Source organism: Legionella qingyii, from assembly GCF_003184185.1.
Genome location: NZ_QHJG01000012.1, coordinates 1,291 through 15,986, shown reverse-complemented (window position 1 = coordinate 15,986; position 14,696 = coordinate 1,291). Strand labels below are relative to the sequence as shown.

Here is a 14,696-nt window from a genome sequence, read left to right as displayed (position 1 = left end):
AATATATTTTGTAATAAGTAGCTAACATACATGTCTATTAATACCCATTCCATTTACACAATAAATGCACAAAGTTCGGAACAACTTTCACAATGGCTTAATTATAACGCTTCATTAACTGATAAACTGCTGCAAATTAAAGGGGAATCACGCATTCAGCTTATTTCCCAATGTTGGAGAGATACAGACTGGTGGGGTAGAAACCTTCTACAAATCCAAGATAACCTCGTCTTTCAACGTGAAATCATGATGAAAAGTCATGATGTTGTTTATTGGTATGCACGAAGTATTATTCCTAAGAGATGTTATGAGCTTGATCCTGCTTTTTTTGGACGCTTAGAAAACGAATCAATAAAAAACTTAATTTTTAATGAAGATCGAGTGCATCGCGTTCGATGGACAAGCTATCCTGTGGATCAACAATGCTTGGAGTATTATTGGGTTAAACAAAATCTGGACTCAATTAATGGTGTGCTTTGGGTGCGACTCGCTGAGTTTTCATTTCAACAAAAAGAATCATTTTTTTTGGCTGAAATTATGTTACCTGAACTTGAGAATATTAACTCATGAAGTGGAATGCATACTGGCGATTAATGCGTTTTGATAAGCCCGTGGGAATTCTATTGCTCTGGTACCCAACGGCATGGGCTTTATGGTTGGCAAATAAAGGACTACCATCGCTCAGACTGTTAATCTTTTTTTTATGCGGTACTGCACTGATGCGTGCTGCGGGCTGTGTGATCAATGATATTGCTGATCGAAATATTGATAAACATGTTGCACGCACTAAACTAAGACCGCTAACTGCTGGTGAAGTGAGCTTGCCAGAGAGTTTTCTTGTATTAATAACATTACTTTTAGCTGCATTATTTATATTAATTCAGCTTCCTAGAAATTGTTTTTTTCTTGGATTAATCGCACTATTTATTTCTCTGTTATATCCCTTTTGTAAACGCTTTCTCAATGCACCCCAATTTGTTCTTGGTTTAGCATTTTCTATGGGAATACCTATGGCTTATGTTGCCTCAGATCGATTTTTAAATAGTGAATGTTTCTTGTTGTTTTTAATAAATTTTTCCTGGATTATTACTTATGACACCATGTATGCCATGGCTGATAAAGCGGATGATTTACGAATTGGGGTGAAATCGACTGCAATTTATTTTGCTAGTTATGATCGGGTGATTATTGGTTTGTTACAAGGTTTATTTCATAGTTTGTGGTTATATTGGGCATTCATAAATCAAATAAATTTATCGTTTTATATTTTTTGGTTTATAGCGGGTATTGTCTTGATTTACCAACAAAAGCTGATTAATAAAAGAATACCTCAAGATTGCTTTAAAGCCTTTATTGTGAGTGCGTATTATGGCGCATTAATGTGGTTGGCTGTTGTTGGTATTGGTCTGTGATGATCTTCCTGAACATATAAGACCATGTTCTCACAGTAGTATTATAGTTATAGTAGCCCGGATTCCACTACGCTTCACCCAGGCTACACCTATAGTTTAGATTTAAAAGGCCTCACTACCATTATCTGCAACAACTCGAGTATGTTTTCCATAAATTACAAGTATTTTTTGCTTTGTTTTCAGCTTGAGATCTTCTGCTTGTACTACAGAAATAATTCCTCCTGAATTTAATTTAATGACATATTCAACACCACGTGATTGGTTATAGCCATTGTCCTCAAAACTATTGTTTGTGTTATTAGTTACATTGCTCATTGTTCGATGCAAATTCACAGGGCGTTTGGAAATAATTGTTCCTGGAATTACTTTTTTAATCTTACCTACCTCATTTGAATCATATTCACCAGGAGGCAATGCTTTATTACAGCTTGATAAAATAAGACCAAAGAATAATACTAAAATTGGTTTAAATATGTTTTTTCGATTCATAGATACTCAAACTCCAGTAAGGAACATGATTAAGATAATAGCCCCATATCAAATTTAACTGTGAGCTTATCTTGAAGCAAATAGGGAATTATCTATGTCACGTACTAATTAATTTTACGATCGAATGAAGTATAACCGAGAATTAATTTATTTTTAACAGTTCTTCTAATAAACTGCTGGCCCCAATGCGAAACCAGCTTTTATTAATTTGTTTGCCAATTATCAACTCTGCGAGTATGGCATAATTATATGCTTGCTGTGGCTTTCTAATGCCTCCTGAAATCTTAATCCCACAGACTCTACCTGCATCTCGAATAGCACTTAAAATAGCAAATGCTGCGGATAATGATGCTCCTGTAGATATTTTTCCTGTTGATGTTTTAATAAAATCGCAGCCTGATTCAATTAACTCATTGCTTGCATTGTAAATAGCTTTGATATCAGGAAAAGAGCCTGTTTCTAAAATAATTTTTAAAGTAAGCTTATGCCTCTTACATAATTGTGCAATAGTATGGCATTGATTTAACGCTTTTTGCATTTGTCCCTGAAGATATATATGGTAAGGAAAAACATAATCAATTTCTCGAGCCCCCAGCTCAATTGCCTTTTCTATAGCTTCAAGTGAAATAGAGAGTTCTTCGCTTCCATGGGGAAAGTTAATAACCGTAGCCAAATCAATATTATTTTGTGAAAAAAATTGATCCAGATGCTGTATATGAATGCAGAGCGCAGCAACTTTATTTTGATTCGCATTGTGTTTTAATTGCAATAATGCTTCAGGAGTTGCATGTTCATCCAATAATGTAAGATCAATGGTTTGAATAAGTTGCTTGGCGGGGATGATTCTTTTGGAATAGCTACCAAGCAACGTTTCCATGACCTCATTCAAATGGGTCTCTAAAGTCACTTTATACTCGCAATGTATTGTTTTAGAATTAAATTAAGTTTTTCCGCAGCACTTTCTGCCATCGCGACTACAGACTCGTGGCTGTGTGCAGTTTTTGAGAGACCTGTTGCATAGTTAGTAATCATAGCAATAACTGCTACGTGCATCCCACAATGATTCGCAACTAATACTTCTGGTACAGTAGACATGCCTACAGCATCAGCCCCCCAAACTTTAAATGCTCTGATTTCGGCAGCTGTTTCGTAATGTGGGCCTAACACCGAAATGTAAACTCCTTCAGTAAGCTTAATTGAATTTTGTGCAGCAATAGATAATAAGTCAAAACGCATTTGTTTGTCATAAGCGTTATCCAAAGGATAAAATCTTGGGCCAAACTCATCATCGTTGGCCCCAATCAATGGGTTGCTAGGCTGTAAATTTATATGATCCGAGATTAGCATTAATTCTCCGGGCCCAACATCTTCTCTTAATGAGCCTGAGGCATTAGTGGCAATAAAATAATCGCATCCTAACAGTTTTAAAGTACGAATATAGGTTTTAACTGTTTCATAGTTCTCTATACCTTCGTAAGTATGAGCTCGACCTTGTAAACATACAACACCCACATTATTCCAATAGCCAAAAATCAAATTACCACCATGTCCTTGCACGGTAATTTTAGGGAATCCTGGTAACTCTTCATAACTGATTCGTATTGAATCTTGTAACTCATCAGCAAATTTCCCTAATCCTGATCCCAAAACCACCCCAATGGTTGGTTTAAATGAAGGGTATAATTTTTTGATATAGTTTGCTGCTAAATGGGCATAGCTCTGCTTTGGTGCAGTATCTGTCATACAAATTTTCCTATTAATTAAGGGTTAACATCAAAATTAAATGCCAATGGTAGGAGTTCATTAATCTTTAAGCTACGTAATATTGAATCTTTATTACATAGATGGATTAGAGTATCAGTTGTTGAGAATTCATAAATCCTTTGTCTACATGCACCACAAGGTGGACACAATAAATCTGTTCCCGCAAGGATAACCATACTTTTAATATGTTGTTCGCCTGCAGAAACCATTGCAGAAATTGCTGAAGTTTCAGCACATACAGATAAACCATAAGAGCCGTTCTCTACATTCACTCCTGTATATAAATTGTCTTTATCGGTGCATATACAACAAGCCACGCAAAATTTGGAATAAGGCGAGTAAGAATGAATGAGCGCCTCATGTGCGTTTGAAATCATTTTCGCAATCGTTTGATCCATAACAAATCTCAATTAAAACTGGAAGTTTGTAAGTATAAAAGAGTATTGTCTTTAAGACTATCTTCTTCTTTATGTTCTTCGCCATTAATAACATTTGATTTAGTTGGTTCAGAAGATTGTTGGCTCGGATTTGAAAATACACTGTTGAAGCAACTGGGTTCTTGTTCGGGTGACTTAGAGTATTGTACGGAAACTGAAGGCTTTAATATTTCACTCATTTCATAATAACTTTCAGGAGTTTGGTCGGGTTTATGTTGTCCGAAATTGCAATTTAACCAGAATTCAAATGCGAATGCCCCAAGTCCCACACAAATGAGCAGTGAAAAAATAGTAATTGGTATCGCCATCGGCGGAAAGAAAAAGATAAAAGTTGCTGCAGTTGCAGCAACAAGGCTTATGGCAGTAGATGTTATAGCGTAAGATACATAAGCTTTTTGTCGTGTCGAGGAAAAATTTTCATCACCCGGAGGGGGATTTTTCAATTTATGATACTCTCCAATTGACCATATTATATTACCAAGAAGAAACAACCATGCTGCAGGAGGAAATAAAGCCGGTACAAAAATGGCAGCGACACTGATTATTGTTGCTGTAAACCCTACAATTGAGGAAAAAAGAAATTGCTCTTTAATTTGTGCAAAACCATACCATTTGCGATAGTGTTCTGGATGATCAGGATGAAGATGGCATGCTATAAACCAAGACAGATAAGCTAATGAATAAACGCCCAATGAAATGAATCGGAAAATAGCTGACGCCAGTGGAAAAGGAATATACTGAAGCTTTGAAAGCAAAAAGCCAGCAAAGAAAAAAATGCCACTTGCTTTATCTAATTTCTGGGCTACGGTCATATAAAAGTAATCCTGGAGATTTTGTAACCCTGCAAATTGTACCTTAATTAAACAGAAAAAAATAGTTTATTTCATATATTTAAGAGCATAAGAGTGAATAAAAAAAGTATCAATCATATATTTAATTTTATGATTAAAGTTTTACGAATTTATAACTGGATTTAATACAGGTGGTTCCGTTTTTATATCTGGTATTGAATGAAGAATAATGCGTATAAGCAATCCTCCACCAGGATTATTTAGAGCCATGATTTCACCCTGATGTAATTGAATTGCGCGAGAGGCTATGGCTAACCCTAAACCGTATCCGCCTGTTTTTTTTGTTCTTGACGTATCAACACGATAAAATGGGCTAAATATTCTGTTTAATTGAGCTTCAGGCACGCCTGGTCCTTTATCACTAATATCGATGTACACATGTTCTTTAGTTTCATCATGTTTTAATGAAACAACCACTTGTTCTGTGGCAGGCGAGTAATGTAGTGCATTGCGAACCACATTTTCTATTGCTCTATGAATTAATCGCTCATCAATGAACAAGCAACACGGTTCAATCACGCCTGCCTTGACTCGCGGTGTTTCCTCTCCAGCTTCATAATTGGCATCTCTAATGATATTGAGCAAAAGAGCTGAAAGATCAATTTTATTTAAATTGAGATCAGTTGTTGATTTTTCCAAACGAGCAAAATCAAGTACCTCAGTAATTAAAGCATTTAACCTGGAACACTCAAGTTCCATACGATTAAATTCTGTGTCTGCTAAATGTTGCGTTTTATTGCGTCCTAATTCAATAGCAATTTGCAATCGAGCAAGAGGGGAGCGTAATTCATGTGAAATATCTTGTAACAATCGTTCTTTGGAGTTGACTATTGTCTCCAATTGTTCTGCCATACGATCAAACTCATTGCTCAATTGGGCTATCTCATCATTATAATGACCTCTTAAATGCCCAACTCTTGTATTTAACTTTCCAGTAGCAATTGATTTAGCCGCCAATCCCAAAGATCGTAATGGTTGAGTTAAATACCGTGATAATAAATAACAAATAAGACCACTAATAAATGTGGCTAAAATGAGGCGAATCGCAAGACCAGCCCAAGGAACGCCAACAAAATGATAGATTGGTTTTTCACTTACAGCAGCAAGTCGATAAAACTTTCCTGAAGTGGATAAGATTTCATGACTCACGATGAGTTTGCCTGATTTTAATATACCTTCGCTTAGCTGATCTTGAAGTAAGTTTTCTGCAACTTTTTTTACATTTTCTGGTACGGCTTGTGTTCCAATAATTTCACCAGTGCTTGATAATAAATAAATGGACATATGGCGTGAAATACCAATTTTATTAAGCCATTTTAATAAAGCAGTTTGTCGACCTGATTCGTACGTTGCAACGGCCGCATTTGCATAACTATCCATAAATAGCTGTTCTTGGGCAGGCAATGATGATTTTTGTACAATATGACTAATTACCCAAGCTGTAGTGAAAATAATAAGTATTGTGGCGAGCCAAAATGAAATAAAAATTTTCCAATACAAACTACGCATTAAACATATATCCAAATCCTCGAACAGTTTTAACTATGGGTTCGCCTTGAGGATTGTCTCCTAATTTATTTCTTAGGTTACTGATATGAACATCGATACTTCGATCATAGGCAGTATATTTTCTGCCTAAAGCATATTCAGTAAGTTCTTCCTTTGAAAATGCTTGCCCTGGTGATTTTATAAGCATTTCTAAAATATTGAATTCAGCATTAGTCAGTTCGAGATAATTTCCACCCATGGTTACATGACGTTTGGAACAGTCAACCACTATGTTATGTTGTTCGATGACCGGTCTTGATGTGGGAATTTTTTGGGTACGTCTTAGAATAGCACGTAAGCGAGCTACTAATTCGCGAGGATTGCATGGTTTAGGCAGATAATCATCGGCACCAATTTCAAGGCCTACAATACGGTCTATATCATCACCTCGAGCCGTAAGCATGAGAACAGGTGTTTCCAAATGTTCACGAATCGCTTTTAATACTTCAAAACCATTCAGTTTCGGTAACATGACATCAAGGATAATTGCATCAAAAGTCTGATTTAAGGCTTTTTTTACTCCGTTTTCACCGTCATGAATACAAACAGCATGGAATCCCTCGGGTTCCAAATATTGGGCTAATAAATCTGTCAGCTCTATATCGTCATCGATTATGAGAATATTACCATTCATTCTTCATTATGCCTTGCGTTTATCAATACATTCCATCAACTTGATTCTTCTAGCATCTGCATTAATAATTTTAAACTCAAAAGAATCGATCGTAATCGTTTCCCCTCGTGAAGGTAAATGACCAAAACTATTCATTACAATACCACCTATTGTATCATAAGTTTCATCACTAAAATCTGCTTTAAGTTGTTCATTAAATTCATCAATAGGCATATGGGCTTTAACAATATAGTGTCCATCTTCATGTGCCTTAAGGTACGCATCTTCATCAATATCGAACTCATCTTCAATATCGCCAATAATTTGTTCGATAATGTCTTCAATGGTTACAAAGCCTGAAACTTCGCCATATTCATCCACAACAATAGCCATGTGATTTTTGTTGCTGCGAAATTCACGGAGTAAGCTATCCAAACGCCTGCTTTCAGGAACAAACGTTGCCTGACGACAAATATCTAGTAAATCGAAGGAGTCGAGATTTGCAGATTGATAGCGTAATAAATCCTTTGCATGTAATACCCCAATGATTTCGTCTGAATCTGCGGCAATTACAGGAAATCTTGAGTGGCCGGTTTGAGTAATTGTTTTGATGATGTCGCAGAATTGATCATCTTGCTTAATGCAAATCATTTGGTTTTTGGGCAACATGATATCTCGTACACGCATTTTGGAGAATGAAATAGCTCCTTCTATCATTGTCAAAGTTTCAGCGCTAATAAGAGAGCGAATCTGTGCGTCCCTTAATAAACTAACAAGTTCCTCTTGATTTTGTGGTTCTCCTTGTAAAAACTGCTTAAAACGAGCAAACCACGTAGTGCTATCTTCCTCTCTATTCAAGTTCATTACCCTCTACGTCGTAAGGATTAGGAAATCCAAGCTCAGCTAATAATTTAATTTCAATAGATTGCATTATGGCTGCCTCATCATCCTTAATATGATCATAGCCTAATAAATGCAATACTCCATGAATCAAAATCAATGCCCAATGTGATTCTAAAGTTTTTTTAAGCTGCTTGCTTTCTTCTAACAAAACCTGTGGGCAAATGACAACATCACCTAATAATGGGCATTCTAACTGTATTTCAGGTGGTAACGCACTAGGAAATGCCAATACATTTGTGGTTTTATTTTGCTTTCTGTATGTATGATTTAAATGAATCATTTCTTCTTCAGTAACCAGCCGAACAGTGAGCTCCGCTTCTTTTTTACAATCTCTTAAAGCCAGAGATGCCAAGCGGATTATTTCGTCTTCGCTGATAGGTAGTGATTCATCAGTTGCGTTTTGAATGTCGATATAATAACTCATTTATTTTTTTCCGGTTGATGCATTATCATAGCAGTCAACAATTTTAGATACTAGCGGATGCCTTACTACTTCATGACTTGTAAATGTATGAATACTAATTTCCGGTAATTTTTTGAATAATCCTACTGCATGCGCAAGCCCTGAATCAATACCTTTTGGCAAATCAACTTGTGTCATATCTCCAGTTACTACAGCTTTTGAACCAAAACCAATACGTGTTAAGAACATTTTCATCTGCATAATGGTTGTGTTTTGTGCTTCATCAAGAATGATAAATGATTCGTTTAAAGTTCGGCCACGCATAAATGCTAAGGGTAAAACCTCGATAATATCCGATTGAATCAGCTTTTGTGTTTCTTTAAAACCTATCATTTCATATAGTGCGTCATAAATAGGTCTTAAATAGGGTAGTACTTTTTCTACTAAATCTCCTGGAAGAAATCCTAATTTTTCACCTGCTTCAACTGCCGGTCTTACAAAAATTAATCTTTGTATTTCACCTTTTTCAAAACATTGTATGGCTTTAGAAACAGCTAAATAAGTTTTACCTGTTCCTGCGGGACCAACAGCAAAGGTTACATCAAAGCGGTCTATTGCATCGAGAAAGTCAGCTTGTTTGTTATTTCGGGCAACGATTGACTTTCTACATAATTTAACATGATGAACATTATGAATCATTATCTTAGGGTTTTCCTTAATAAAGTAATATATTATTAGTATAGTATTTATTATACTTTATGGCCGTATTTGGTATGGGTTCACAAGAATAGTGCAGAACGCTCATCTTCTGCAAGATTTATGCTACAATCATTCTTTTTGATATAACACAAATTCATGATCGATCTTCATTGTCATAGCAATTTTTCTGATGGAATTTTAAGTCCAAAAGAATTAATACAAAGAGCGCAAAGTAAACAGATTCAGTGTTTGTCGCTTACAGATCATGATACAGTCGCAGGTTATCCCGAATTATTGCAGGCCGCTTCTACTACATCAATTAAAATAATTAATGGAATAGAATTTAGTGTCCGATGGAAAAAGCATGAATTACACATTCTGGGTTATCAAATTAACCATTCTGCGGGTTTCCTTGAACTGATTCAACGGCAAAATCAGAGTAGAGTAGAGCGTGCGCAACAAATTGGAGCGGCATTAGATTTGCTTGGTATTTCGGATGCTTATTTAAAGGCATGCAAATTAGCAGGACATGAGCGAGTAGGAAGACCTCATTTTGCACAGCTTCTTGTGAATGAAGGCAAAGTTCAAGATCTTGCAACGGCATTTAAGCGCTTTTTAGGGAGAGGTAAAGGAGCCTATGTTCCGACTCCTTGGATTAGCATTCAGGAAGCGGTCGATGGCATTATCACTGCAGGTGGCCAGGCAGTTATCGCTCATCCTCTTAAATACGGATTGACGCGCTCTAAATTGCATGAGTTAATTAATGAATTTAAAGAAGCTGGTGGCGTAGGAATAGAGGTAGTTTCTGGTGAGATGACTGTTACTGATGTTAATGAAATGGCGGCGATATGCCTAAGGTTCCAGTTATTAGCTTCTTCTGGTTCAGATTATCATAGTGATATTTCTTCACGAGTTAAGCTTGGAGGCCAGAGGCAGCTACCAGTGAACTGTACGCCTATTTGGCATGAATGGAACATTTAACAGGGGACTTTATGAGTCAGTTTTTTGCATTACATCCTGATAATCCACAGGCTCGTTTATTGAGAAAGGCGGTGAATATTATTGAGGACGGCGGACTAATTGTTTATCCTACGGACTCAGGTTACGCATTGGGTTGTAGCTTAGGTAATAAGGCCGCACTTGAACGCATTAGAAAATTACGCCAATTGGATAAAAATCATAACATGACTCTTGTTTGTCGTGACTTATCTCAACTTGGCACTTATGCCCGTGTATCAAATCCAATATTTAGATTATTGAAAGCGTTTACGCCAGGTTCCTATACTTTTATTCTTAATGCAACACAAGAGGTTCCTCGCTTAATGCTCCATCCCAAAAGAAAAACTCTGGGATTACGCGTTCCTGATAATATGATTACACTTGCACTATTGGAATGTCTTGAAGCGCCTTTAATGAGCACTACGTTGATTCTACCTGGCGCTAAGGCCCCATTGAGCGAACCTGAAGCGATTCATGATCTGTTAGGACATCAAATCGATTTAGTTATTGATGGCGGTAACTGTGGACAAGAGCCCACAACGGTAGTTGATTTAACTGGTGATTATCCAGTGATAATAAGGGAGGGTAAGGGTGATCCCGAACCTTTTAAGTAATTAATTTAAATTTATAAAGAGGATATTGATGTCAGCATTATTTAGTTCCAATAAACGAGTTGTTTCTGGAATGCGAGTCAGTGGAAGATTACATCTTGGGCACTACCATGGTGTAATAAAAAATTGGATTAAATTACAACATCAATATGATTGCTTCTTTTTTGCAGCCGATTGGCATGGCTTAACCACACAATATGATCAACCAGGTTTTATAGAAAACCATCTGTGGGATATGATTGTGGATTGGCTGGCTTGTGGAGTAAATCCTGGATTATCACGAATATTTATTCAATCATGGGTTCCAGAGCATGCTGAGTTACACTTACTTTTATCCATGATTACTCCTTTGGGATGGTTGGAAAGAGTACCTAGCTTTAAAGATCAGCAAGAAAAATTAAAGGAAAAAGACTTATCGACCTATGGTTTTTTAGGTTATCCTTTATTACAAAGTGCTGATGTTCTTATTTATCATGCTGATTATGTCCCTGTCGGTGAAGATCAAGTATCTCATATTGAGCTTACAAGAGAAATTGCGCGTCGTTTTAATCATATATATGGTAAAGAGCCAAATTTTGAAGAGTTAGCGGCTGAAGCTATTAAAAAAATGGGAAAAAAGAACAGCAAGTATTATAGTGAGTTGCGTCGGCAATTTCAGGAACATGGAAATCATGAGGCAATTAAAACAGCACAAGCTTTGTTAGAAGATCAACCTAATTTATCTATTGGTGATAAAGAGCGTCTCTTAGGTTACATAGAGGGTAGTGGTAAAATTATTCTGCCAGAACCCCACCCATTACTTACCGAAACAGCCAAAATGCCTGGTACAGATGGGCAAAAAATGTCTAAATCCTATCATAATACAATTATGTTAAGGGAACCGCCGGAACAAGTTGAGAAAAAGATATTGACTATGCCAACTGATCCAGCAAGAGTCAAACGAACCGATCCTGGTGAGCCAGACAAATGTCCTGTTTGGCAATTTCATAAAATTTACTCCAATAATGAAGTGAAGGATTGGGTGCAAAAGGGCTGTCGTTCAGCAGGAATTGGTTGTATTGAATGTAAACGACCGGTTGTTGACGCGGTTAATAAAGAGTTACAACCTATTCAAGAAGCAATTACGGAATATGAGTCTGATTTGAGTTCAGTAAAACGAATTGTTTCTGAAGGAAGTGAAGCTGCACGAGAAGTGGCTTGCAAAAATTTGAGTACTGTACGAGAAGTTATGGGGCTTGATTATTGATGCTTGGGCGTTATATCGGTACTTTTGAAAAACAATCCTGGACGAATATAATAGCGTCCAGGTTCCACGTTACTTCCTCCATTTTACATGCACAGATTTATGCCGATTTTTGAGAGTGTATCTGTGAAGAGCCTCATAAGAATGAGTTATTAGCATGGATATTGAATTAGCAAGCAAACCAGAAGTAAAAGCAATTATTGATGGTAAGGAGCTTACGGAGCTCCCTGATGATTTATTTATTCCTCCTGATGCACTCGAGGTTCTCTTAGATTCATTTAGTGGACCTCTAGATTTGCTTTTATACCTTATTCGCAAACAGAATATAGATATACTGGATATTCCGATTGTAAGTATCACAAAGCAATATTTGCATTATATCCAATTGATGGAATGTAGACGTTTAGAATTAGCTGCTGATTATTTATTGATGGCTGCGATGCTTGCAGAAATTAAGTCACGACTGTTACTACCGGCTCCTCCTGCTAGTGACGATGATGAGGAAGAAGATCCTCGTATGAGCCTGGTACGAAAACTCCAAGCCTATGAACAAATAAAAATTGCAGCAGAATTGCTTGATACACTTCCTAGACAAGAGCGAGATCATTTTCTAGTTCAAGTAACTCCTTCTGAACTTGAACGAATAATAGTTCATCCTGATGTACATTTGGAAGATTTAATTGAAGCAATGAAATCACTATTACAAAGAGAAGAGCAGACAAGCCATCATCAAATCTCACGAGAAGTGCTATCGGTTCGTGAGCGAATGAGTCACGTTTTGTCACTACTGCAAGAACATAAAGTTTTAGAATTCAGTCAATTATTCTCGATTGAGGAGGGACGAATTGGATTGGTTGTTTCTTTGTTAGCTATTTTAGAGTTAGCGAGGCAATCACTCATTGTGATTACACAAAACGAAGCATTTTCTCCAATACATTTACAGGCAGCATAAGATGGATGAAAAGGAATTAAAAAACATAGTTGAAGCATTAATTTTAAGCTCTAATGAACCAATCTCTATAGATAAACTGTTAGAGGTTTTTGATGAATGGCAAAGACCTACCAAAGAACATTTAAGTATGGTTATTAATGACTTAACAGAAGACTATACATCACGATCTTTTGAGCTTGTTCAAGTTGCTAGTGGTTTTATCATACAAACCAGAAAAGAATACAGCAGCTGGGTTGCTCGCATGCAAATTGAAAAGCCTAGTAAATATTCTCGTGCTTTGCTTGAAACTTTAGCCATTATTGCTTATAAGCAACCAGTTACCCGAGCTGATATTGAGGAGCTACGTGGTGTTGCAGTAAGTAGTCAAATAATAAAAACATTATTGGAAAGAGAATGGATTCGTGTTTCTGGTTATAAAAATGTTGCGGGTAAGCCCGCTGTATATACGACTACAAGAGAGTTTTTAAATTATTTCAATTTAAAATATTTAAAGGAACTTCCAACCTTACCCGAGGTTATGGAATCCTTAACTTTACATAATCCTAATGAAGAGTATATTACCGAATGAGCAGCGAAAGGTTACAAAAAATATTAAGTCAAGCAGGCCTTGGATCTCGACGAGAAATGGAGCGTTGGATAGAAAATGGCTGGGTTCAGGTTAATGGTAAACCAGTGAAATTAGGCGATTCAGCAAGTGCCGAAGATAAGATCACTGTAAAAGGAAAGTTAATTCCTAATCCACTTAAAGTAAGACAAAACACACGCATTCTGCTTTATCATAAACCCGTAGGTGAAATATCAAGCCGTCATGATCCTAAATTTGAGAAGACAGTTTTTGATCATTTACCTCATTTGCGACAGGGACGTTGGGTTCAGGTAGGTCGTTTGGATTTAAATACTTCTGGTTTACTTATCTTTACAAATAATGGTGATTTAGCAAATCAATTAATGCATCCTAAATATGGACTGGAAAGAGAATATGCAGTTAGAGTTCATGGCCAGGTTAGTCCGGAGGCTTTAAATAATCTTCAAAAGGGTGTTGAACTAGAAGATGGAATAGCTAAATTTACTCGCTTGGAATTTCGAGGTGGAGAAGGATCAAACTCCTGGTATCATGTGACATTAAATGAAGGACGTAATAGGGAAGTGCGACGATTATGGGAATCACAAGGTGTGGAAGTAAGTCGATTGATACGAATTCGCTACGGTGTATTAACTATGCCAAGATATTTGTCACGTGGACAATGTTATGAATTAACACCCAAAGAGGTTACTGACTTTTTAGCCTCCTTGCCTAAATAACAATGGTGTTTAGTAGACTGGATTAGTTTAACGAAATCCAGAGGTTTTTTCGTCATCACGAGTGTAGCGAGGGGCTCTCTTTGTAACAATGTGTTAGAGCAATGATAAATCTCTCTATGCTCAAGATACATGTGTCTGTTCCTCAAGTTAGTGCAGCGATAATTCGGGCTTCTAATTATCGACCCTATATTAGGGGCTGTTGACAATTGCTTCATTAGCTTATGTTCCACGCTTTATGCGCAGAATCCAGTAAAGGCTACATTAAAAATAGGTACATTTTCGTGTGTCTCGGTATAGAGCCCGCGCATAAAGCCTGAGAGATCCTCACAAAATTTAGCCATAGTGAGGACTCTCTTGTTGATTCTGAATAGCACACTGATACAGCATGCTTAAAAGTTTCTCAAAAAATTCTTGAGAGATAGTAATTGCTTTTTTCAAAGCTCTTCTTCCGAGGAAAACGATGGATAAAA

The 14,696-nt window shown here is 36.8% G+C and carries 18 protein-coding genes; 8 read left to right on the top strand and 10 right to left on the bottom strand.

Annotated features, from left to right (window positions below; translation table 11 throughout):
- Positions 1-30: 30 nt before the first annotated feature.
- On the top strand, positions 31-570 hold the full coding sequence (locus tag DGG96_RS08550) for a chorismate--pyruvate lyase family protein (RefSeq protein ID WP_110142313.1): 540 nt from the start codon (positions 31-33) through the stop codon (positions 568-570).
- Positions 567-1,412 (top strand): 4-hydroxybenzoate octaprenyltransferase, encoded by an 846-nt coding sequence (gene ubiA / locus DGG96_RS08545; RefSeq protein WP_110142312.1) that lies wholly within the window; start codon positions 567-569, stop codon positions 1,410-1,412. The genes DGG96_RS08550 and ubiA overlap by 4 nt, the downstream gene beginning before the upstream one ends.
- A 102-nt stretch (positions 1,413-1,514) precedes the next feature.
- Here ubiA and DGG96_RS08540 read toward each other — a convergent pair whose 3' ends face one another.
- From DGG96_RS08540 to DGG96_RS08495, 10 genes are all read right to left on the bottom strand, one after another.
- Positions 1,515-1,901: a hypothetical protein gene (locus DGG96_RS08540; RefSeq protein ID WP_110142311.1), complete on the bottom strand. Its 387-nt coding sequence runs from the start codon at positions 1,899-1,901 to the stop codon at positions 1,515-1,517.
- A gap of 142 nt (positions 1,902-2,043) precedes the next feature.
- Positions 2,044-2,808 carry a deoxyribose-phosphate aldolase gene (deoC, locus tag DGG96_RS08535; protein WP_110142310.1) on the bottom strand — a complete coding sequence of 255 codons (765 nt, stop codon included), beginning with the start codon at positions 2,806-2,808 and terminating at the stop codon, positions 2,044-2,046.
- Positions 2,805-3,644, bottom strand: a complete 840-nt coding sequence (locus DGG96_RS08530) for a purine-nucleoside phosphorylase (protein WP_110142309.1) — start codon at positions 3,642-3,644, stop codon at positions 2,805-2,807. Before DGG96_RS08530 ends, deoC begins: the two co-directional genes overlap by 4 nt.
- Positions 3,645-3,661: 17 nt before the next feature.
- Complete coding sequence (gene cdd, locus DGG96_RS08525; RefSeq protein ID WP_110142308.1) at positions 3,662-4,063, bottom strand: cytidine deaminase; 402 nt, start codon at positions 4,061-4,063, stop codon at positions 3,662-3,664.
- An 8-nt stretch (positions 4,064-4,071) separates the two neighbouring features.
- Positions 4,072-4,914 (bottom strand): hypothetical protein, encoded by an 843-nt coding sequence (locus DGG96_RS08520; RefSeq protein WP_110142307.1) that lies wholly within the window; start codon positions 4,912-4,914, stop codon positions 4,072-4,074.
- 141 nt (positions 4,915-5,055) lie between these two features.
- Positions 5,056-6,462: a two-component system sensor histidine kinase CpxA gene (cpxA, locus tag DGG96_RS08515; protein WP_110142306.1), complete on the bottom strand. Its 1,407-nt coding sequence runs from the start codon at positions 6,460-6,462 to the stop codon at positions 5,056-5,058.
- Positions 6,455-7,135: a two-component system response regulator CpxR gene (gene cpxR / locus DGG96_RS08510; protein ID WP_110142305.1), complete on the bottom strand. Its 681-nt coding sequence runs from the start codon at positions 7,133-7,135 to the stop codon at positions 6,455-6,457. Before cpxR ends, cpxA begins: the two co-directional genes overlap by 8 nt.
- Before the next feature lie 6 nt (positions 7,136-7,141).
- Positions 7,142-7,978: an HlyC/CorC family transporter gene (locus DGG96_RS08505; protein WP_110142304.1), complete on the bottom strand. Its 837-nt coding sequence runs from the start codon at positions 7,976-7,978 to the stop codon at positions 7,142-7,144.
- Positions 7,965-8,441 carry an rRNA maturation RNase YbeY gene (ybeY, locus tag DGG96_RS08500; protein ID WP_110142303.1) on the bottom strand — a complete coding sequence of 159 codons (477 nt, stop codon included), beginning with the start codon at positions 8,439-8,441 and terminating at the stop codon, positions 7,965-7,967. The genes DGG96_RS08505 and ybeY overlap by 14 nt, the downstream gene beginning before the upstream one ends.
- The gene (locus tag DGG96_RS08495; protein ID WP_110142302.1) at positions 8,442-9,119 is read right to left on the bottom strand and encodes a PhoH family protein; all 678 of its coding nucleotides are present in this window, start codon (positions 9,117-9,119) and stop codon (positions 8,442-8,444) included.
- A 156-nt stretch (positions 9,120-9,275) separates the two neighbouring features.
- On the opposite strand from DGG96_RS08495, the gene DGG96_RS08490 reads away from it, so the two are divergent.
- The 6 genes from DGG96_RS08490 (at position 9,276) to rluB (ending at position 14,226) form a co-directional block, all read left to right on the top strand.
- Positions 9,276-10,100 (top strand): PHP domain-containing protein, encoded by an 825-nt coding sequence (locus DGG96_RS08490; RefSeq protein WP_110142301.1) that lies wholly within the window; start codon positions 9,276-9,278, stop codon positions 10,098-10,100.
- Between the two features lie 11 nt (positions 10,101-10,111).
- Positions 10,112-10,732 carry an L-threonylcarbamoyladenylate synthase gene (locus DGG96_RS08485; protein WP_110142396.1) on the top strand — a complete coding sequence of 207 codons (621 nt, stop codon included), beginning with the start codon at positions 10,112-10,114 and terminating at the stop codon, positions 10,730-10,732.
- A gap of 28 nt (positions 10,733-10,760) precedes the next feature.
- A complete protein-coding gene (locus tag DGG96_RS08480; RefSeq protein ID WP_110142300.1) occupies positions 10,761-11,975 on the top strand; it encodes a tryptophan--tRNA ligase in 1,215 nt (404 codons plus the stop codon).
- Between the two features lie 154 nt (positions 11,976-12,129).
- Positions 12,130-12,924 carry a segregation and condensation protein A gene (locus DGG96_RS08475; RefSeq protein ID WP_110142299.1) on the top strand — a complete coding sequence of 265 codons (795 nt, stop codon included), beginning with the start codon at positions 12,130-12,132 and terminating at the stop codon, positions 12,922-12,924.
- A gap of 1 nt (position 12,925) precedes the next feature.
- The gene (gene scpB, locus DGG96_RS08470) at positions 12,926-13,492 is read left to right on the top strand and encodes an SMC-Scp complex subunit ScpB (protein WP_110142298.1); all 567 of its coding nucleotides are present in this window, start codon (positions 12,926-12,928) and stop codon (positions 13,490-13,492) included.
- Entirely contained in the window at positions 13,489-14,226 is a 738-nt protein-coding gene (rluB, locus tag DGG96_RS08465) for a 23S rRNA pseudouridine(2605) synthase RluB (protein WP_110142297.1), read from the top strand. Before scpB ends, rluB begins: the two co-directional genes overlap by 4 nt.
- The last annotated feature ends 470 nt before the right edge of the window (positions 14,227-14,696 follow it).

Coding starts and splice junctions, on each gene's coding strand:
- ubiA (WP_110142312.1), top strand. CDS start 567: ATGAAGTGGAATGCATACTGGCGATTAATGCGTTTTGATAAGCCCGTG.
- DGG96_RS08480 (WP_110142300.1), top strand. CDS start 10,761: ATGTCAGCATTATTTAGTTCCAATAAACGAGTTGTTTCTGGAATGCGA.
- DGG96_RS08550 (WP_110142313.1), top strand. CDS start 31: ATGTCTATTAATACCCATTCCATTTACACAATAAATGCACAAAGTTCG.
- ybeY (WP_110142303.1), bottom strand. CDS start 8,441: ATGAGTTATTATATCGACATTCAAAACGCAACTGATGAATCACTACCT.
- rluB (WP_110142297.1), top strand. CDS start 13,489: ATGAGCAGCGAAAGGTTACAAAAAATATTAAGTCAAGCAGGCCTTGGA.
- DGG96_RS08540 (WP_110142311.1), bottom strand. CDS start 1,901: ATGAATCGAAAAAACATATTTAAACCAATTTTAGTATTATTCTTTGGT.
- scpB (WP_110142298.1), top strand. CDS start 12,926: ATGGATGAAAAGGAATTAAAAAACATAGTTGAAGCATTAATTTTAAGC.
- DGG96_RS08505 (WP_110142304.1), bottom strand. CDS start 7,978: ATGAACTTGAATAGAGAGGAAGATAGCACTACGTGGTTTGCTCGTTTT.
- DGG96_RS08530 (WP_110142309.1), bottom strand. CDS start 3,644: ATGACAGATACTGCACCAAAGCAGAGCTATGCCCATTTAGCAGCAAAC.
- DGG96_RS08490 (WP_110142301.1), top strand. CDS start 9,276: ATGATCGATCTTCATTGTCATAGCAATTTTTCTGATGGAATTTTAAGT.
- DGG96_RS08495 (WP_110142302.1), bottom strand. CDS start 9,119: ATGATTCATAATGTTCATCATGTTAAATTATGTAGAAAGTCAATCGTT.
- DGG96_RS08520 (WP_110142307.1), bottom strand. CDS start 4,914: ATGACCGTAGCCCAGAAATTAGATAAAGCAAGTGGCATTTTTTTCTTT.
- cpxA (WP_110142306.1), bottom strand. CDS start 6,462: ATGCGTAGTTTGTATTGGAAAATTTTTATTTCATTTTGGCTCGCCACA.
- cpxR (WP_110142305.1), bottom strand. CDS start 7,135: ATGAATGGTAATATTCTCATAATCGATGACGATATAGAGCTGACAGAT.
- DGG96_RS08485 (WP_110142396.1), top strand. CDS start 10,112: ATGAGTCAGTTTTTTGCATTACATCCTGATAATCCACAGGCTCGTTTA.
- DGG96_RS08475 (WP_110142299.1), top strand. CDS start 12,130: ATGGATATTGAATTAGCAAGCAAACCAGAAGTAAAAGCAATTATTGAT.
- cdd (WP_110142308.1), bottom strand. CDS start 4,063: ATGGATCAAACGATTGCGAAAATGATTTCAAACGCACATGAGGCGCTC.